Source organism: Pseudomonas sp. Irchel s3b2 (genome assembly GCF_900187445.1).
GTDB lineage: Bacteria > Pseudomonadota > Gammaproteobacteria > Pseudomonadales > Pseudomonadaceae > Aquipseudomonas.
Map to the genome: position 1 here is coordinate 1092926 of NZ_FYEB01000001.1, position 18668 is coordinate 1111593.

General features: G+C 60.3%; 13 protein-coding genes. 5 read left to right on the forward strand and 8 right to left on the reverse strand.

Annotated elements, in window-relative coordinates:
* Positions 1 to 1035, forward strand: coding sequence for an OmpA family protein (locus CKW20_RS05185; protein WP_095051937.1), 1035 nt, complete (start codon positions 1 to 3; stop codon positions 1033 to 1035).
* Positions 1036 to 1152: 117 nt separating this feature from the next.
* Here CKW20_RS05185 and cobA read toward each other — a convergent pair whose 3' ends face one another.
* From cobA to CKW20_RS05230, 8 genes are all read right to left on the reverse strand, one after another.
* Entirely contained in the window at positions 1153 to 1920 is a 768-nt protein-coding gene (gene cobA, locus CKW20_RS05190; protein ID WP_095051938.1) for a uroporphyrinogen-III C-methyltransferase, read from the reverse strand.
* A gap of 10 nt (positions 1921 to 1930) precedes the next feature.
* Positions 1931 to 4648, reverse strand: a complete 2718-nt coding sequence (locus tag CKW20_RS05195; RefSeq protein WP_095051939.1) for a nitrate reductase — start codon at positions 4646 to 4648, stop codon at positions 1931 to 1933.
* The gene (nirD, locus tag CKW20_RS05200) at positions 4648 to 4965 is read right to left on the reverse strand and encodes a nitrite reductase small subunit NirD (protein WP_007902067.1); all 318 of its coding nucleotides are present in this window, start codon (positions 4963 to 4965) and stop codon (positions 4648 to 4650) included. The genes CKW20_RS05195 and nirD overlap by 1 nt, the downstream gene beginning before the upstream one ends.
* The gene (nirB, locus tag CKW20_RS05205; RefSeq protein ID WP_095051940.1) at positions 4962 to 7415 is read right to left on the reverse strand and encodes a nitrite reductase large subunit NirB; all 2454 of its coding nucleotides are present in this window, start codon (positions 7413 to 7415) and stop codon (positions 4962 to 4964) included. Before nirB ends, nirD begins: the two co-directional genes overlap by 4 nt.
* Before the next feature lie 389 nt (positions 7416 to 7804).
* Positions 7805 to 9475 (reverse strand): bifunctional protein-serine/threonine kinase/phosphatase, encoded by a 1671-nt coding sequence (locus tag CKW20_RS05210; RefSeq protein ID WP_095051941.1) that lies wholly within the window; start codon positions 9473 to 9475, stop codon positions 7805 to 7807.
* Between the two features lie 7 nt (positions 9476 to 9482).
* Positions 9483 to 10694 (reverse strand): NarK/NasA family nitrate transporter, encoded by a 1212-nt coding sequence (locus CKW20_RS05215; protein ID WP_095051942.1) that lies wholly within the window; start codon positions 10692 to 10694, stop codon positions 9483 to 9485.
* Between the two features lie 359 nt (positions 10695 to 11053).
* A complete protein-coding gene (locus tag CKW20_RS05225) occupies positions 11054 to 11629 on the reverse strand; it encodes an ANTAR domain-containing response regulator (RefSeq protein ID WP_030127923.1) in 576 nt (191 codons plus the stop codon).
* A gap of 14 nt (positions 11630 to 11643) precedes the next feature.
* Positions 11644 to 12855, reverse strand: coding sequence for a CmpA/NrtA family ABC transporter substrate-binding protein (locus CKW20_RS05230; protein ID WP_095051943.1), 1212 nt, complete (start codon positions 12853 to 12855; stop codon positions 11644 to 11646).
* A 228-nt stretch (positions 12856 to 13083) separates the two neighbouring features.
* On the opposite strand from CKW20_RS05230, the gene CKW20_RS05235 reads away from it, so the two are divergent.
* The 4 genes from CKW20_RS05235 to CKW20_RS05250 are packed head-to-tail and all read left to right on the forward strand — an operon-like array spanning position 13084 to position 18657.
* Positions 13084 to 13821, forward strand: coding sequence for a helix-turn-helix domain-containing protein (locus CKW20_RS05235; protein ID WP_095051944.1), 738 nt, complete (start codon positions 13084 to 13086; stop codon positions 13819 to 13821).
* A gap of 5 nt (positions 13822 to 13826) precedes the next feature.
* Positions 13827 to 15479 (forward strand): type III secretion system outer membrane ring subunit SctC, encoded by a 1653-nt coding sequence (gene sctC, locus CKW20_RS05240; RefSeq protein WP_095051945.1) that lies wholly within the window; start codon positions 13827 to 13829, stop codon positions 15477 to 15479.
* Positions 15476 to 16582 carry a type III secretion system gatekeeper subunit SctW gene (gene sctW / locus CKW20_RS05245; RefSeq protein WP_095051946.1) on the forward strand — a complete coding sequence of 369 codons (1107 nt, stop codon included), beginning with the start codon at positions 15476 to 15478 and terminating at the stop codon, positions 16580 to 16582. The genes sctC and sctW overlap by 4 nt, the downstream gene beginning before the upstream one ends.
* 23 nt (positions 16583 to 16605) lie before the next feature.
* Positions 16606 to 18657 carry an EscV/YscV/HrcV family type III secretion system export apparatus protein gene (locus tag CKW20_RS05250; RefSeq protein ID WP_095051947.1) on the forward strand — a complete coding sequence of 684 codons (2052 nt, stop codon included), beginning with the start codon at positions 16606 to 16608 and terminating at the stop codon, positions 18655 to 18657.
* The last annotated feature ends 11 nt before the right edge of the window (positions 18658 to 18668 follow it).

Genomic DNA, 18668 nt, shown 5'->3' on the forward strand with positions numbered 1-18668 from the left:
ATGAAACTGAAAAACACCTTGGGCTTGGCCATTGGTTCTCTTATTGCCGCCACTTCGTTCGGCGCTCTGGCACAAGGCCAAGGCGCAGTTGAAATCGAAGGCTTCGCAAAGAAAGAGTACTTTGACAGCACTCGTAACTTCAAAAACGACGGCAACCTGTTCGGTGGTTCTGTTGGTTACTTCCTGACCGACGACGTTGAACTGCGTCTGGGCTACGACGAAGTGCATAACGTGCGTTCCGACTCCGGTCAGAACATCAAGGGCGCGAACACCGCTCTGGACGCTCTGTACCACTTCAACAACCCAGGTGACATGCTGCGTCCTTACGTCTCGGCCGGTTTCTCCGACCAGAGCATCGACCAGAACGGTTCGAACGGTCGTGACCGTTCCACCTTCGCCAACGTTGGTGGCGGCGCCAAGCTGTACTTCACCGACAACTTCTACGCCCGTGCCGGCGTTGAAGCTCAGTACAACATCGACCAGGGCAACACCGAGTGGGCTCCTAGCGTCGGTATCGGTGTGAACTTCGGTGGCGGCTCCAAGCCTGCTGCTGCTCCAGTTCCAGCACCAGCTGAAGTCTGCGCCGACAGCGACAACGATGGCGTTTGCGACAACGTTGACAAGTGCCCGGACACCCCGGCCAACGTAACTGTTGACGCTGATGGCTGCCCGGCAGTTGCTGAAGTTGTTCGTGTTGAGCTGGACGTGAAGTTCGACTTCGACAAGTCGGTAGTCAAGCCTAACAGCTACGGCGACATCAAAAACCTGGCTGACTTCATGAAGCAGTACCCATCCACCACTACTACTGTTGAAGGTCACACTGACTCCGTCGGTCCTGACGCTTACAACCAGAAACTGTCCGAGCGTCGTGCAAACGCCGTTAAGAACGTTCTGACCAACCAGTACGGTGTTGAATCGTCCCGCGTTCAGTCTGTTGGCTACGGCGAATCCCGCCCAGTTGCTGACAACAAAACTGACGCTGGTCGCGCTGTAAACCGTCGCGTAGAAGCGCAGGTTGAAGCTAGCGCTAAGTAATTAGCTCGCAGCTCTGGAAAAGCCCGGCTCAGGCCGGGCTTTTCTTTGTCTGCGATTTGGGTTTCAGCGAGGGTTGGCGGTGTTCCGAAAGGATCGCAGCCTGCGATCTTTTAATCCCTACAAGGATAAACACCGAGCCAATGCAGGCGCTGCCGCAGGCTGCGATCTTTTGATCTCATCACAGGCCGCCACAGCACCGATCACCAGAATCGCCGGGCTTTTGAGCTGGAAGTCGCAGGCATCTTCTTCCATGTTTGCCAAGTCGCTCCGACATTCCCGTTGGTGCGGCAGGGAAGCATTTTCGATCATCGCCACAGGCGTATCGGCTGCCATTCCACCGGCCAGCAGTTGCTCGCGAATTTCACTGAGCTTCGCCACGCCCATGTAGATCACCAGCGTGGTGCCCCCTTGTGCCAGAGCCTGCCAGTTCAGGCTGCTGTCATCCTGAGTGTGTGCCGTGACCAGTGTCACGCCACGTGCGACGCCCCTCAGCGTCAGCGGAATATCGCATTGGGTCGCACCGGCAAGACCGGCCGTGATGCCATTGACCAGCTCAACCTCGACGCCGCGCTCACGCAGCCATTGTGCTTCTTCGCCGCCACGCCCAAAGATGCACGGATCACCGCCCTTGAGGCGCACCACGCATTTGCCGTGGCGGGTATAACGCAACATCAGGCGATGAATGAAGGCTTGAGGCGTGGAGCGACAGCCCCCGCGCTTGCCTACAGGAATAATTCGGGCATTCGGGCAATGCTCCAGCACCGCGTCATTGACCAGATCGTCGATCAGCACCACGTCCGCTTCGCGCAACGCTCGAACCGCCTTGAGGGTCAGCAATTCAGGATCGCCAGGACCCGCACCCACCAGCCAGACTTTTGCGCTCATAGTGTTTTCCTCACGAGATGACGGCGACTGGCTGCGCAGTGGCGGCCAGCAAACGCTTGATTTCCGGGACGCAGGATCCGCATTGCGTGCCGCAGCCCAATTCTTGTTTCAAACCCTGCAAATCCAGGCCACGGCCAATACCGGCACAGACCGCGTTCTGGCTGACGTTCATGCAATTGCATAGAGTTTTGGTGCCCGACGCCGGACTGCCAGCGCTGCCCGGCGGTGCACTCAAGGGTGCCAACAGCCAGCGACGTAGCTGTTCGTCGGCACGACCTTCGAGCCACAGGCTTTGTAGCCAGTGCTGAGCGAGGGTTTCACCGGCCAGACGAATCGCGGTGATCCGGCCATTCTCGATCCGTACCCGTTTGCCAATCGAGCGCCGAGGATCGTCGTAGGCCAATACCGGGCCTTCGTTGAGCCCCAGGCATTGATCGATATCACGCAACAGCTGTGGATCTGGCGCGGTGGCGCTGGCGGCGCGTATCAGCAGTGCAGGGCGCTCACGGCCGGTAAGGCTGAGGCTTGCGTAGGAAAACCCCTCGCAGAGCGGTCGCAGCGTCTCCAAGTGCTGTTGAACATCACCCTCTATCAAGGCGAAAAGCTGCCAAGGCAATTGCACAGGCTCGAGTCGCACACCGCTGTGTTTGAGTTCCGGTTGCTTCGACAGTGGGTCGAAGGCGGGAAGGGTGAGGGTATTCACGCCACCCTTGAGAAAGCGGTCGCCCCAGTGCATCGGCAGAAACGCCTGGCCCGGACGTACGCTGTCATCGCTGCTGACCGGCACGATCACCGAGCCCCGCCGACTTTTCAGATTGATCAGATCGCCCGGTTGCAGGCGATGCCGACGCAGTTCATCCGGGTGCAGGCTCAACACGGCTTCGCTGACATGGCCGAACAACTGCGCGGCGGTGCCGGTGCGGCTCATGCCGTGCCATTGATCTCGCAGGCGGCCGGTGATCAGGGTCAGCGGGAAGCGCGCATCGCGTTGTTCCTTGGCGGCGCGATACGGGTCGGTCACGAACTGAGCGCGCCCGCTGGCGGTCGGGAAAATCCCGTCGAGATACAGCCGCGCCGTGCCTTCGCCAGCTCCAGCGGGGAAGGGCCATTGCTGCGGACCGAGCTGGTCGATCAGTTCATGGCTGATCCCGGACAGGTCGAGGTCACGGCCACGAGTCAGGTGTTTGTATTCGTCGAATACCTGTGCCGGGTTTTCAAAGGCAAACAGGCTGGTAGCTCCAGGGCGCAGATGTTTTTCCAGGCGCTGTGCGAAATCCACGGTGATTGCCCAGTCGGGCCGTGCTTCACCGGGTGCGCCGATGGCCTGACGGACGTGGGAAATGCGTCGTTCGGAGTTGGTGACCGTGCCGTCCTTTTCACCCCAACTGGCGGCAGGCAGCAGCAGGTCGGCGAACGCGGCGGTTTCGGTGGTGCGAAACGCTTCTTGCAACACCACGAACGGGCAGGCTTGCAGTGCCGCGCGCACAGCGGTCTGGTCCGGCAACGACTGTGCAGGGTTGGTGCAGGCGATCCACAGGGCTTTGATCTTGCCGCTGCGCATCTGCTCGAACAGTTCGATGGCCGTTAGGCCGGTGTTCGCGGGCAGTTGATCAACGCCCCAGTAGTCGGCCACTTGTGCGCGGTGTTCGGCATTGGCCGCTTCGCGATGGCCTGGCAGCAGGTTCGACAAACTGCCGGTTTCCCGGCCGCCCATGGCATTCGGCTGACCCGTCAGCGAGAAAGGTCCTGCACCGGGTCGGCCGATTTGCCCGGTGGCCAAATGCAGGTTGATCAACGCGCTGTTCTTCGCGCTGCCGGCAGTGGACTGATTCAGCCCCATGCACCACAGCGACAGAAAGCTCGGTGAAGTGCCGACCCATTCCGCGCATTGATGCAGTTGCTCGACACTGATGCCGCAGAGTTGCGAAACCATTGTCGGGGTGTAATCGCGCACCAGGTTTTTCAGCTCGGCGAGGCCTTCGGTGTGGGCCTTGATGAAGTCGCGGTCGACCCAGTCTTCCCACAGCAACAGGTGCAAAATCCCATGGAACAAGGCGACATCGGTACCGGGAAGAATCGCCAGGTGCAGGTCAGCCAAATCGCAGGTGTCGGTGCGCCGAGGATCGATGACGATTACTTTCATCTGTGGGCGGCGGGATTTTGCTTCTTCCAGCCGACGAAAGAGGATCGGGTGGGCGTAGGCCATGTTGCTGCCGACGATCATCACGCAGTCGCTCAATTCCAGATCTTCGTAATTGCAGGGCGGAGCGTCGGCGCCGAGGCTGCGCTTGTAGCCGACCACCGCAGAAGACATGCACAGCCGCGAATTGCTGTCGATGTTGTTGGTGCCCACCAGCGCTCGCGCCAGTTTGTTGAAGGCGTAGTAATCCTCGGTCAACAACTGCCCGGAGATATAGAACGCAACGCTGTCCGGGCCATGCTCGGCGATGGTCTCGGCGAAGACGCTGGCGGCGTGATCGAGAGCCGTGTCCCAGTCGGTGCGGCTGCGGGCCAGGCCTTTGCCCAGGCGCAATTCCGGGTACAACGCCCGTGCCTTCAGGTCGCCAGTCAGGTGCAGGGTCGAACCTTTACTGCACAACTTGCCGAAGTTGGCCGGGTGTGCCGGATCGCCGCTGACGCCGAGGATGCGCTCGCCGTCGTGTTCGATCAGCACGCCGCAGCCGACCCCGCAGTAGCAGCAGGTGGAGGCGGTGATTTGACGGTCCATCAGCTTGCTTCCCGCAGGGCCAGCAGCACCCGGCCATTCTCGACCCGTGCCGAGTGATGGTGGGCGCAGCCGATATCCGGGGCCTGGGCTTCGCCGGTTTCCAGGTCGATCTGCCAGTTGTGCAGCGGGCAGGCCACTCGTTTGCCGTAGATCAAACCTTGGGACAGCGGCCCGCCTTTGTGCGGGCAGCGGTCGTCGAGGGCGAAAACCTCATCGTCGCTCGTACGAAAAATCGCGATGTCCCCTTTCGGGCCCGCGATGATCCGCGAGCCAAGGGTGTTGATCTCTTCCAGTGCGCAGATATCCAGCCAGTTCATACCGACACCTCCAGGTTCTTCACGGGAATGACCTCGAATTCTTTTTTCAGCAGCGGCTGTTCGAGGCGTTCCTTCCACGGGTCCTGTTCGAACGACAGGGAAAATTGCAGGCGCTCGTTCAAGGCCTTGCGCCGCTCCGGGTCTTCCAGCACGGCTTTCTTGATGTGTTCCATGCCGACCCGTTGCAGGTAATGCACGGTGCGCTCGAGGTAGAAGGCTTCTTCGCGATACAGCTGCAGGAACGCGCCGTTGTATTCGCGTACTTCTTCGGCGGTTTTCAGTTTGACGAAGAACTCCGCGACTTCGGTTTTGATCCCGCCGTTGCCACCGATGTACATCTCCCAGCCGGAATCCACGCCGATAATTCCGACGTCCTTGATTCCCGCTTCCGAGCAGTTGCGTGGGCAACCGGAGACGGCCAGTTTCACTTTGTGCGGCGACCACATGTTGAACAGGTCGTGTTCGAGCTCGATGCCCAGTTGTGTGGAGTTCTGGGTGCCGAAGCGGCAGAACTCGCTGCCGACACAGGTTTTTACGGTGCGGATGGATTTGCCGTAGGCGTGGCCGGACGGCATGTCCAGATCCTTCCAGACGCCAGGCAAGTCCTGCTTTTTAATCCCCAGCAAGTCGATGCGCTGGCCGCCGGTGACCTTGACCATCGGCACGTTGTACTTGTCGGCCACGTCGGCAATGCGCCGCAGCTCTGAAGGATTGGTCACACCGCCCCACATCCGTGGGACTACAGAGTAAGTGCCGTCTTTCTGAATGTTGGCGTGGGCGCGTTCGTTGATCAGACGCGATTGCGGGTCGTCCTTGGCTTCGCCCGGCCAGGTGGAAATCAGGTAGTAGTTGAGCGCCGGACGGCACGTGGCGCAACCGTTCGGGGTGCGCCAGTTCAGGTAGCTCATGGTGCCGGCGATAGTCAGCAGGTGCTGGTCGCGGATGGCCTGGCGGATTTGCCCGTGGTTGAGGTCGCTGCAACCGCAGATGGCTTTTTCGCTTTTCGGTTTGACGTCCGCCGCACCGCCCACGGTATTGATCAGGATCTGCTCGACGAGACCGGCGCAGGAACCGCAGGAGCTGGCGGCCTTGGTGTGTTTTTTCACGTCATCGACGCTGAACAGACCGTGTTCCTGGATGGCCTTGACGATGGTGCCTTTGCACACGCCGTTGCAACCGCAGACTTCGGCGGTATCGGCCATGCTCATGGCTTTGTCCTGGCCCTGATGTCCTACGTCGCCCAAGGCGTTTTCGCCAAACATCAAGTGATCGCGGATCTCGCCGATGGCATGGTTCTCACGGATCTGCCGGAAATACCAACCGCCATCTGCCGTATCGCCGTACAGACAGGCCCCGACCAGCACGTCATTCTTGATCACCAGCTTTTTATACACCCCGCCGATCGGGTCGGAGAGGGTGATGGTTTCGGTGCCTTCGCCGCCCATGAAGTCGCCGGCGGAAAACAGGTCGATGCCGGTGACTTTCAGTTTGGTCGACGTCACCGAGCCCTTGTAGCTGGCGAAGCCCAGTTGGGCGAGGTGGTTGGCGCAGACCTTGGCCTGTTCGAACAGCGGCGCCACCAGACCGTAGGCGATGCCACGGTGGCTGGCGCACTCGCCGATGGCGTAGACCCGAGGGTCGTAGGTTTGCAGGGTGTCGTTGACCAGAATCCCGCGGTTGCAAGGGATGCCGGATTTTTCCGCGAGCTCGGTATTGGGACGAATGCCAGCGGCCATCACTACCAGGTCGGCAGGGATGATGTCGCCGTTCTTGAACTGCACCGAGCCGACCCGGCCGTTGCCGGCGTCGTGCAGGGCCTGGGTCTGTTCGCACAGGCGAAAGTGCAGGCCACGGGCTTCCAGGGCGGTTTGCAGGAGTTGGCCGCTGGTTTTGTCCAGTTGCCGTTCCAGCAGCCATTCGCCGATATGCACCACAGTAACGTGCATGCCGCGCAGCATCAGCCCGTTGGCGGCTTCAAGGCCCAGCAGGCCGCCGCCGATGACCACGGCGTGCTTGTGGGTCTTGGCGGTGTCGATCATCGCTTGGGTGTCGGCAATGTCGCGGTAGCCGATCACGCCCTGCAAGGTATTGCCGGGGATTGGCAGGATGAACGGGGTCGAACCGGTGGCGATCAGCAGGCGGTCGTATTCGGCCTCGGTGCCGTCTTCGGCGATGACCCGGCGTTTGACCCGATCGATCTCCACCACTTTGCGGTTGAGCAGCAGCTTGATGTTGTTTTCCAGGTACCAGTCCAGATCGTTGAGTACGATCTCTTCGAACGTCTGTTCGCCGGCCAGTACAGGCGACAGCAGGATGCGGTTGTAGTTGGTATGGGGTTCGGCGCCGAAGACCGTGATGTCGTACAGCTCATTACTCAGCTTGAGCAGTTCTTCCAGGGTACGAACCCCGGCCATGCCGTTGCCGATCATCACCAGTTTTAGTTTTTTCATCAGGTTCTCCGGGGAGCTCGGGCCTGCCTCATCAGGGCATTCAGGCCTTGCTCGACAAAATTTTGCGCAAACAAAAAAAGGCGTCCCGCTAGTTAACTAGCGAGGACGCCTTTGTCCTTGTCCCGTTCTCTCGGGCAGCGCAGCCTTCTACGTTGAAGGTTGGGCTTTATGTATGTTGGGAAAGGTAATGCAGTGGTTGTGCCAAGTCGCACAAATGCCCAATTTATGGGTTCTCATCATGGGAAAAGGATGTTTGCGTGCACCGGTTCAAGGCGCGATGCCCGGTTTTGAAGCAGAAAGATCAAAAGATCGCAGGCTGCGCCAGCTCCTACAGGAGATCGTGGGCACCCGTAGGAGCTGGCGCAGCCTGCGATCTTTTGATCTTCTGGTCAGTCATGAAAGAGTAAAAACAGCAGCACCAGATTCACCAGCAACGACACCAGCGCCAATGTCCGCCAGACTTTCAACGGTTCGCGCTCCAGCAACGGTCTGGGGCGCACGCTCAAACTGCGACGTTCTCCCTGTTCCAGTAGCAGCAACCATTCTTCCGCCGTTTCAAAACGCTGATCCGGAGCTGCCGCCACCGCGCGCTCCAGGCTTTGCGCAATCCATTCCGGCAGGTCGGGCCGGTAGCGACTGGCGCTGACAGGCACACCAAACCGAGGGCGCTGGAACGCTTCGATTTCGCCGTAGGGATAATGCCCGGTCAGCAGGTAATACAAGGTCACGCCGACCGCGTACAAATCCTGTTGTGGTGTAGGAGCGTCACCTCGAAAGGCTTCCGGCGCGATATAGCTGGGCGTTCCGGGCAGCGCGCAGGCTTGATCTTCAGACAGTCCGGGGCAGTAGGCGAGGCCGAAATCCAGCAGTCGCAGCTCACCGTCGTCCCCCAGCAGCAGGTTCTCCGGTTTGATATCGCGATGCAAAATCTGCCGTCGATGCAATATGCCGATGGCCCGCAGCAAGCGTTCGGCCAGGTCCAGCCATTGAGCCAATGGCAGCGTTCCGACACGCTCATGCAGTTCAGCCAGGGTAGACCCGGAATATTCACGCATCACGTAGTACAAATGCTGACGCTGACTGGCGGTATGGACTTCAGGGAAATGCCGCCCGGCCACCCGTTTGAGAAACCATTCCTCCGACAACAATGCCTGCCCGGCCTGATGATCGTCACGCAGCGCACCGGGCAAGGTTTTCAGCAGCCAGGGCTGTTGTTGTGCATCGCGCACCCGGTAGAGCAGCGATTGCTGGCTCTGGCCGAGGATCCCTTCGACCTGCCAGCTTTCGAAAGTCTGACCCGGCTTCAGCGCAGGCGGGAGTGGCCATTGCTGCAGATGAATCAGTGCGTCGCCAATGCTGGTTTCACCAAGGGCATCGACCCGCACCAGCAGGGCGCTGGCGTTGTCCTGGCTGCCGGCCAGGTGCGCGGCGCTGACCAAGGTCTGCGCGGCACTGTTCAGGTCAGGTTGATCGCGCAGAATCGCTGCAATGGCCGTGTCGCCCAGCACGGCCCAGATGCCGTCGCTGAGCAGCACGAAACTCTCGTTCAGGCGCAGTTCACCATCGAGAAAGTCCAGCACCAGGTGTTGATCCAGTCCGAGGGCTCGCTTGAGCACATGCTGCATGCCCGGCTGGTCCCAGACGTGATCCTCGCTCACCCGTTGCAGCGTGTCGGCGTGCCAACGATAAACCCGGCAATCGCCGACGTGAGCCAGAGTGAAACGCCGGCCGCGCATCACCAAGGCGCTGACGGTGGTCAGCAGCGGTTGCCCGCCGCCGTTAGCCTGCAACCAGCGATTTTGAGCCAGTAGCAGACGGTCCAATGCCTGGGCGACGCCCCAGGTTTCCGGAGTGGCGTAGTAATCCAGCGCCAGGGCCTGCAAGGTCGAACGGGCGGCGAGCCCGCCATCGGCACATTGGCTCACGCCGTCGGCGATGGCGAACAAATAACCCTTGCTCGCCGCCAGCGCCGGGGCCGGAGTGACCAGGCGCAGAGCATCCTGGTTCTCCTCGCGGGGGCCGATGGCGCTGTGTTCGGCAAAGCTCAGTTGCAGGCTCATTCAGTTCTCACACCCGAGCAGCGGTGACGGCTGCCGAACCCCAAGTGGTTCTCCAGCGACGTTTCACACCGTGCAGACCGAACCAGGCGAGTACGCCGAGGCTGGCAAACAACCACAACGCCAGTTGATAGCTGCCAGTGCTTTGCTTGATTGCACCCATGCCGGCTGCCAGAGCGAAGCCACCGATGCCGCCGGCCATGCCGATCAGTCCGGTCATCACACCGATCTCCCGACGAAAGCGCTGCGGGACCAATTGGAATACGGCGCCGTTGCCTGCCCCCAAACCGAGCATGGTGCAGACGAAAAGCGCCAATGCTGTGTAGGAACTCGGCAAGTTGAAACCCACTGTCGCAATGCAGATCGCTGCCACGGTGTACATCGCCAACAAGGTGCGAATCCCGCCGAAGCGATCCGCCAGCGCGCCGCCCAACGGACGCATCAGGCTGCCACCGAACACACATGCAGCAGTGTAGTAGCCGGCAGTCACCGGGCTCAGGCCGTATTGGTCGTTGAAGTAGCCGGGCAGGGCGCTGGCCAGACCGATGAAGCCACCGAAGGTCACGCTGTAGAAAAACATGAACCACCAGCTGTCGCGGTCGCCCAAGGCCTTCAAGTAGTCGGACATGGACTTGGCTTTCGGCCGCTCAGGCGCATTCTTGGCCAGCCAGTAGAAGACGATCAGGGTCAGGATCAGCGGGATCAGGGCGAAGCCGAACACGTTGCTCCAGCCAAACGCGGCGGCTAGAACCGGAGCGATCAAGGCAGCGAGCACCGTGCCCGAGTTACCGGCACCGGCGATGCCCATGGCTTTGCCCTGGTGCTGTGGCGGATACCATTGCGAGGCCAACGGCAGGGCGACGGCGAAGGACGCACCGGCCATGCCGAGGAACAGGCCCAGCAACAGTGCTTGTTCGTAACTGTGAATGCCGACTTTCCAGGCGACGAACAGGGCGCAGATGACGATCACCTGGCCGATTATCCCGGCGGTTTTTGGCGACAGGCGATCAGCCAGCAGGCCCATCGCAAAGCGCAATACGGCCCCGGCCAGAATTGGCGTGGCCACCATCAGCCCGCGCTGTTGTGTAGTCAGTTGCAAATCTGCGGCGATCTGCACCGCCATTGGGCCGAGCAGGTACCAGACCATGAAGCTCAGATCGAAATAGAGGAAGGCTGCGAACAGTGTCGGGGTATGGCCGGATTTCCAGAAGCTTGAATTCATCGCGCACCTCAGCTGTCAGGCGTATCAAGAAGGAGTCATGAGCTTGCAGGTGGGCGCCGCAATGGCCGCACCACCAGCCCCGGTCTCTGGGGCCAAAACGAAAAAACGCCGCTACCCGATCCGCCAGGGGGGCGAATGAGGTGAGCGACGTCTTCGTCGTAGGTGGGGCAACCGCCGTTGGTTACCTTGCAGGGATTTACTTAGCGAGATTTGTGCCAACACGTGAGATTGCGTTGTGGCCATTCGCGGGCAAGCCTCGCTCCTACGGGTTTTGTGGTGAATTCAGATGTTGTAAACGACACGAAACCTGTAGGAGCGAGGCTTGCCCGCGAAGGCGTCAGCACAGGCTCCGCAAGGCTTCAGCCCAACAACTCACTCATGGCAATGATCTGCTCCGCCACCTGTATCAGCTTCTGTTGGCGGCTCATGGCCTGGCGGCGCATCAGGGTGTAGGCCTCTTCTTCGTTGCAGTCCTTCATCTTCATCAGCAGCCCCTTGGCCAGCTCGATGCGCTTGCGCTCGGCCAGTTGCTGGTCGCGGGCGTGCAGTTGCGCGCGCAGGGCCTGGTCGCTTTCAAAGCGCGCCATGGCCACGTCGAGAATCGGCTGCAAGCGTTGTGCGTGAATACCTTCGACGATGTAGGCACTGACGCCGGACTTGATCGCCCGACGCATTACACCGGGGTCGTGCTCGTCGGTGAACATCACGATTGGCCGTGGTTGATCACGGGTCACCAGCACCACTTGCTCCATCACATCGCGGCTCGGTGACTCGGTATCGATCAGAATCACATCCGGACGCACCGTTTCGACGCGCGCGGGCAGGTCAATGGTCAGGCCGGACTCGTCGATGACCTCGAACCCGGCTTCGGTCAGGGCAGCCTTCAGACGCCCGACTTTTTTCGCGGTGTCATTGATCAGCAGGATACGCAACATTTCGCAGGCTCCTGTCAGTGGCTGGCGAGAAGAAGAGCGCTGTCGCTCATGGCGTGCAGCGTGAAGCTGCGGGCATAGCCGGCCGGGTCCGAGCCGTCCCAGACTTTGCCGTCGATCAGTTGACTGCTGCGCATTTCCTGACTCCGGGCAGGCACGCCGACAGCGGTGGCAGCCTCTCGGTATAAGTCTAGTTGCTGGACCTGACGGGCCACACCGAGGTAATCCGGGTCGTCACGCAACAAACCCCAGCGCCGGAGCTGGGTCATGAACCACATGCCATCGGACAAATACGGCAGATTGACCTCGCCGCCACCGTGGAAACGCATGGCGTGCGGGTCTTGCCAGCGATTGCCCAGGCCATCGGCGTAGTCACCGAGAAAGCGCGGTTCGATGCAATCGAGCGGTGCATCCAGATATTCAGGCGCACTCAACAGTTGCGCGGTGCTGCGGCGATTTTCGCCGCTGGCTTCGATAAAGCGGCTGGCCTCGAGGATCGCCATCACCAATGCCCGGGCGGTGTTGGGGTATTGCTCGACAAAGGCGCGGGTGCAGCCGAGGACTTTTTCCGGGTGATCGGGCCAGAGGGTCTGGCTGGTGGCCATCGTAAATCCCAGATTTTGCTGCACCGCGCTGGCCGCCCATGGCTCGCCGACGCAAAAACCGTCGATGCGCCCGGCTTGCAAGTGCGCGACCATTTGCGGCGGCGGCACCACCACGCTGTCGACATCCTGCAACGGATGAATGCCCTGACTCGCGAGCCAGTAATACAGCCACATGGCGTGGGTGCCCGTAGGAAATGTCTGAGCGAAGGTCAGTTTTGGGCGACTTTGGTGCACATGTCGGTCCAGTGCTTCAGGACTGGTCACGCCCAAGGCCTGCAAGCCGTGGGAGAGATTGATGCTCTGGCCGTTCTGGTTCAGGCCCATGAGCACGGCCATGTCGGTGGAGGCTACGCCGCCGATGCCCAGGTGCACGGCGTAGATCAGGCCGTACAGGCTGTGGGCGGCATCGAGTTCGCCGCTGACCAGTTTGTCTCGCAGGTTGGCCCAGGACGACTGGCGCTTGAGGTTCAGGGTCAGGCCGTAGGGTTGGGCGAAGCCCTGGGTGGCGGCGACCACCACTGAGGCGCAGTCGCTCAGGGCCATGAAGCCGAGGTTGATTGCGGTTTTTTCCGGGGCATCGCTGCCATTGACCCAGGCCAGTGGGCCGGCTGATGGTTCGTTCATCGATTTCGCACCTTCCAAAAAAAAGCGTCGTCCCAAGGCCCTTGCGTGGGCAAAGCCGGGTGACGACGCCATTGTCCTTCCACTCATCCCGTCGTTGGCATGAGTGCTGATGCGTTTTCGGGTGCAAGGCATATGCCAGCCCGGGTTTCATCAGTTTTCCATCAGGATTCGACGCGCCATGCCTTTCATCCTGTCGGCCATTATCGTCAGGCCGCATAGGAGGTTGGCGTGCAAATCGAATCGCGTCGCGCCACAACATTCCCTGATGCTCGTTTCGCCGAGCGGGTGCTGCATCTGCGTGTCACCGAGTCAGTCGTAGATCTCGCCTCTGCGCCGTGTTCGGCGGGCTGTCGGTTGCCCGTCGGTTGGGAGGGGCTGATAGCGCACAGCGATGCACTGCAAGTGAGCGGTGGCAGCGTGCAGGTGCTGCCGATATCTGAAGCGCTGCTGGTGAAATTACAGGTTTTTATCGATCTGAGTGACGCGCTGATTGATCAACGACCCCGCCAGGCACCTTGGGCGGCATTGCCGGTGGCTTATCCGACCATCCAGTCCGAGAGGGCGCTTGAGCGCTGGTACCTCGAACAGGCAATGGCCAGTGGCTTGGCCTATCAGGCCTTTGCCGGCGTGCTGCGTCGTACCGAGAGTTACGGACTTGTGCACTTTCTGCTGGAGCAGGGCACCCACAGCGAAAAGTTGACCATTCTGGCGCAGCGTTATGGCGTTTCTGTATCGCATTTTCGTCGGCTGTGCCGACAGGCGTTGGGCACTGCGGCCAAGCCTGCATTGCGCGGCTGGCGGACAGCCCAAGCGCTATTGAACATGAGTTTGCAGGAGGGCTCCCTGACAGATGTGGCGCTGGAATTCGGTTTTGCCTCTTCTTCGCATTTCTCCAAGGAAATCCGCGAGCTGGTGGGCTTCACGCCCAGCAGTCTGGCCGATATTACCTACCTTCCAGGCAAGTGAGCCGCATGAACTGTCGAGTGTTCTCCTTATCCCTTTTGCCCGCCTGCTTAACCACCGTGTTGCTGCTCGCGCCGTTTTCCGCGCAGGCCGGAATCTATAATTTCGAAGCCCGGGAACAGAGCGCGCGCACTTTTTTCAGCGAACTGTCCGGTCCACTGGGCAAGCCGGTCATCGTCAGCAAGGTCGCTGCGGCCAAGCGGATTTCCGGTACGTTCGATCTGCTCGCGCCGCAACGGACCTTTGAGCGAATCAGCGCGAAAATGGGCCTGATCTGGTACAGCGATGGTCAGGCGATTTATCTGTATGACGCCTCGGAGTTCAAAAGCTCGATGGTGTCGCTGCAGACCCTGACCGTGGCGAAACTTCAGGCGTTCCTGGAACGCTCCGGTTTGTACGATCGCCGTTATCCATTGCGCCACGACGGTCTGCGTACGTTCCATGTGTCCGGCCCGCCGATGTATGTCGATCTGGTCGTGCAAGCGGCCGGGCTGATGGATAACCAGCGTTCGGAACTGTTGCTGGGCAAGCAGCAGATTGGCGTCATTCAGGTGCGAAACACCTTTGTCAGCGACCGCAAATACGAGCTGCGCGATGACAAGGTGACCATCCCCGGGCTGGCGACCGTGATCGAGAGCTTGTTGCGTGGCGAGAAGCGCGAAGTCGAGCCGTCGGTGGCGCAAGCTCCTGCACAGCGACCACAGGGCTTGATGCCGGTGTTTCCATTGCAAGGCCTGGCGACCACGCCTTCCGATCAGGACCCGTCTGCGCCGAGAATCCTTGCGCGCGACACGGCCGCCGGAAACATTCGGGTGGTGGCCTACCCCGATACCAACAGCCTGTTGGTCAAGGGGTTACCGGAGCAAGTGCGCTTTATCGAGAACCTGGTGAGTGCGCTGGACACGCCCAAACGCCACGTGGAGTTGTCGTTGTGGATCATTGATTTGCACAAGGATGAACTCAATCAGCTGGGCATCAATTGGCAAGGCACGGTGAATTCGGGCGGTAAATTTTCCGCATCGCTCAATGCCGGTTCGGCGACCACCCTCGATGGCGCTTCGTTCGTGACCCAGGTCATGGCGCTGGAGCGGACCAACCGAGCGAACGTAGTCTCGCGACCGGTGATCCTGACCCAGGAAAACGTGCCGGCGATCTTCGACAACAACCGCACGTTTTATGCCCCGCTGGTGGGCGAGCGCAGTGTCGATTTGCAGCACGTGACCTATGGCACGCTGGTCAGCGTACTGCCGCGTTTCGCCCAGTCGGACGAGGTGGAAATGTCGCTCAATATCGAGGACGGCAATGAAGTCGAAAACCCCGGCCAGGGTGAGCGTCCAAATGCGCTGCCCACGGTCGGTCGCACGCGAATCAGCACGGTGGCGCGAGTGCCTCAAGGCAAGAGCCTGTTGGTAGGCGGTTTCACCCGCGATGACAACAGTGAGCAAGTCGGACGGATACCGATACTGGGGGCGATTCCGTGGATCGGGCGATTGTTCAGCTATCGCCAGAACCGCTCGGCCAACACGGTGCGGGTGTTCCTGATTCAGCCCAAGGAGATTCTCGACGCCCTTGAACCTGTCACGGAGCCGGGCTCGCAGGTGCTGACCCCAGAGCAGCATGAGCGTGTGCGCCGATCGTACTTTCGGGCGGCGATTGAATGATCCTGCCACCGGTTTCCACGGGTGGGCGAGCTGCCCAGGCTCGGCTGAATGCCGAGAGAGCCGCGGAGCACCCACAACCGCAGGTGGATGCCGACATTGATCTGGATGAAAGCGGTACGGCGGCTGCCGCGCAGCGCTTTGTCCAGATCAGCGATGAAATGTCGGCGGCGTTGGCGCAGTTTCGCGGCCGGCGACATTTTGAGCTCAAGTCCGACACCCTGACAGACAACTTCGAAAGAGTGCTCGACGACGACACCTTACCCAAGGTGCAACGGGTACTCAGTCTGGCGCGGCTGGCGGACAAGCCTGTCACCTGGTTGCTGCAGCAGTTGCGCGGGTTGTTTCCCGACGACAGCGATCGGGTGTTGGTGCTGCGCGAATTGTTGCGCCGTAAACGGCTCGATGCCGGCTCGCGTCGGCGACTCGAGCGGGTATTGCAGGTGGCGCTCGCCGAGGCCTCGCCCAAGCGAATGAGCGCGGGAATCAATACGGCCCTCAAAGCCAGAATGTTCGGTGCGAGCATGGCCGTGCGTGCAGGTCTGCTGCGCGAAACCTATCGGGATTTTCTGGAGTCCGACGACGGCCCGGTCAGTTGTTATCAGGACTGGATTGCGTTGTATGGCCCGCTCAAACGCATGAGCGTGCTGGTGTTCATCGAAGACGCCTTGCTCACCGATATCAGTGCCCAGGACCCGAGTTGCTCGCGTACAGAGTTTGGCCAGCTGCTGGCCAGGCTGGCTGACCTCAAGCGCCTGCGTTCAGCCGATGGCCTGTTTATCGGCAGCCTGCTCGGCGATGAACTCATTTGCCGGCACAACCCCGAAGAGTCTGATTGGCTGGTGTTCCTCATGGGGCTGTTGACCTACCCCGACGAACTCGACCAGCTGTTGCTCGGCGCGCTGGGCGAACGCCTGCTGTTGAGCCCTCACCGTGAACGCTCGACGGTGCTGCAAACGGTGCGCCGGCTCAGCCTGCAACTGCCATTGCCCCTGTTTGCCGATGAAGAGGCGCCGCAGCGCCTGGCACAACAGTTCACGCGTCTGGCCAACATCGCCTACGCCCACGAGTGTATTGAACGGCGACGTCTCGGCGGTTGTTCATGATTTTGTCCTGGAGCTGACTGGCCATGTTCAATGTGTTTTTGCGAAATGTCGGGGCTCGACCGGAGCTGCTGATCCTCACGCTGATGGTGATGATCATCGCCATGCTGATCATTCCCTTGCCGACGATGCTGGTGGATTTTCTCATCGGCCTGAACATCATCATTTCGCTGCTGGTGTTCATGGGTTCTTTCTACATCGAGCGCATCCTCAGCTATTCGACGTTCCCGGCGTTACTGCTGTTGACCACGTTGTTTCGCCTGGCGCTTTCAATCAGCACCAGCCGTCTGATTCTCAGTCAGGCCGATGCGGGCGAAATCATCGCGTCCTTCGGTGACTTTGTGATCGGCGAAAGTCTGGTGGTGGGCTTCGTGATCTTTTCCATTGTCACCATTGTCCAGTTCATCGTGATCACGAAGGGGTCGGAGCGGGTTGCCGAAGTCGCGGCGCGCTTCTCGCTGGACGGCATGCCGGGCAAGCAAATGAGCATCGACGGCGACCTGAAGGCTGGCGCGATCACTGCCGAAGAAGCGCGTGAAAAACGCAGCGTACTGGAGCGCGAAAGCCAGTTGTATGGCTCCTTCGACGGGGCCATGAAGTTCATCAAGGGCGATGCGATCGCCGGCATCATCATTATCTTCGTCAACTTCATCGGCGGCATGGCCATTGGCGTCGGACAAATGGGCATGGACATGTCCACGGCCCTGTCGACCTACACCTTGCTGACCATCGGCGACGGTCTGGTGGCGCAGATTCCAGCGTTGCTGATTGCCATCGGTGCCGGCTTCATTGTGACCCGCGTCAACGGCGATGACAGCAACCTGGGGCGCAACATGCTCGCGCAAATGTTGGGTAACCCCTTCGTTCTGGGCGTGACCGCATTGCTGGCGGTGGGCGTAGGCCTGCTGCCCGGTTTTCCGCTGCTGACGTTCTTGTCGATTGCCGGTGTGCTGGGGCTGGTTGTGTTCATGCGACATCGCAAATCTTCCAGGCAAGCCGGGCAGGGCGAAGGTCGTGTTGCACCCTCAGAGCAAGGCGCACTGCAAACCGAGTCGGGACTGCTCGACGACGTCGACAACATCGCCACCGAAACCATCGCTCTGATGTTGCTGGTGCCCACCACGCGCCTGGAAGAGCTGAACAAGGCCCGTTGGGCAGCGCGCTTTCGCAGCCAGTTTTTCGTCGACTACGGGCTGCGCATTCCCGAACCGCAGCTTCGTGCCAGCGATGCGTTGCCGGCGCATCAGGTCGCGGTGCTGATCAATGAAGTACGCGCCGAACAGTTCGATATCCATTTCGATCACTGGCGTCTGCTCGACTATTCACCGGAGCTCGAACCCATGGGTTTTGCGTTGGTGCGCGGCAATGACAGCAACCGCCTGGGCGGCGTCTGGGTCAACGCCACCGACCGCGAGCGGGTACAGCAATTGGGTTATCACCTGCGCCCGGCCGACGAAGAATGCTATCGCTGCCTGGTCACGTTGCTGGCGCGCAATATCCAGGAGTTTTTTGGCGTGCAGGAAACCAAGCAACTGCTCGACGAAATGGAAGCGCGCTACCCCGATCTGCTCAAGGAAGTGTATCGCCACGTCACGGTGCAGAAGATCGCCGAAGTACTGCAACGGCTGATCGGCGAGCGTATTTCCGTGCGCAACATGAAGCTCATTCTCGAATCGCTGGCCCATTGGGCTTCGCGGGAAAAGGATGTGCTGGCGCTGGTCGAGCACGTTCGCGGCGCGATGGCCCGCTACATCAGCAACAAGTTTGCCCAGGGCAATGACTTGCGCGTGCTGCTGTTGTCACCAGAGTTCGAAGAAGTGGTGCGGCGAGGGATTCGGCAAACGTCGGGCGGCAGTTTCATCAACCTGGAACCGGCCGAGTCGGAAGAACTGATGGACCGACTGAGTGTCGGCCTGGACAGCCTGCACATCGCGCAAAAGGACATGGTGCTGCTGTGTTCGATTGACGTGCGGCGCTACATCAAAAAGCTGATCGAGGGGCGTTTCCGGGAGCTGGACGTGATGTCGTTCGGTGAAATCTCCGAGACCGTCTCCGTCAATGTCATCAAAACGCTGTAAGGAAATCCTGT

What these genes read in the sequence shown, in the direction of transcription:
- nirB (WP_095051940.1), bottom strand. Translation starts at nt 7,415, where the DNA reads ATGAAAAAACTAAAACTGGTGATGATCGGCAACGGCATGGCCGGGGTT.
- CKW20_RS05230 (WP_095051943.1), bottom strand. Translation starts at nt 12,855, where the DNA reads ATGAACGAACCATCAGCCGGCCCACTGGCCTGGGTCAATGGCAGCGAT.
- CKW20_RS05225 (WP_030127923.1), bottom strand. Translation starts at nt 11,629, where the DNA reads ATGTTGCGTATCCTGCTGATCAATGACACCGCGAAAAAAGTCGGGCGT.
- CKW20_RS05250 (WP_095051947.1), top strand. Translation starts at nt 16,606, where the DNA reads ATGTTCAATGTGTTTTTGCGAAATGTCGGGGCTCGACCGGAGCTGCTG.
- nirD (WP_007902067.1), bottom strand. Translation starts at nt 4,965, where the DNA reads ATGAACTGGCTGGATATCTGCGCACTGGAAGAGATCAACACCCTTGGC.
- CKW20_RS05185 (WP_095051937.1), top strand. Translation starts at nt 1, where the DNA reads ATGAAACTGAAAAACACCTTGGGCTTGGCCATTGGTTCTCTTATTGCC.
- sctW (WP_095051946.1), top strand. Translation starts at nt 15,476, where the DNA reads ATGATCCTGCCACCGGTTTCCACGGGTGGGCGAGCTGCCCAGGCTCGG.
- CKW20_RS05215 (WP_095051942.1), bottom strand. Translation starts at nt 10,694, where the DNA reads ATGAATTCAAGCTTCTGGAAATCCGGCCATACCCCGACACTGTTCGCA.
- CKW20_RS05195 (WP_095051939.1), bottom strand. Translation starts at nt 4,648, where the DNA reads ATGGACCGTCAAATCACCGCCTCCACCTGCTGCTACTGCGGGGTCGGC.
- CKW20_RS05210 (WP_095051941.1), bottom strand. Translation starts at nt 9,475, where the DNA reads ATGAGCCTGCAACTGAGCTTTGCCGAACACAGCGCCATCGGCCCCCGC.
- sctC (WP_095051945.1), top strand. Translation starts at nt 13,827, where the DNA reads ATGAACTGTCGAGTGTTCTCCTTATCCCTTTTGCCCGCCTGCTTAACC.
- cobA (WP_095051938.1), bottom strand. Translation starts at nt 1,920, where the DNA reads ATGAGCGCAAAAGTCTGGCTGGTGGGTGCGGGTCCTGGCGATCCTGAA.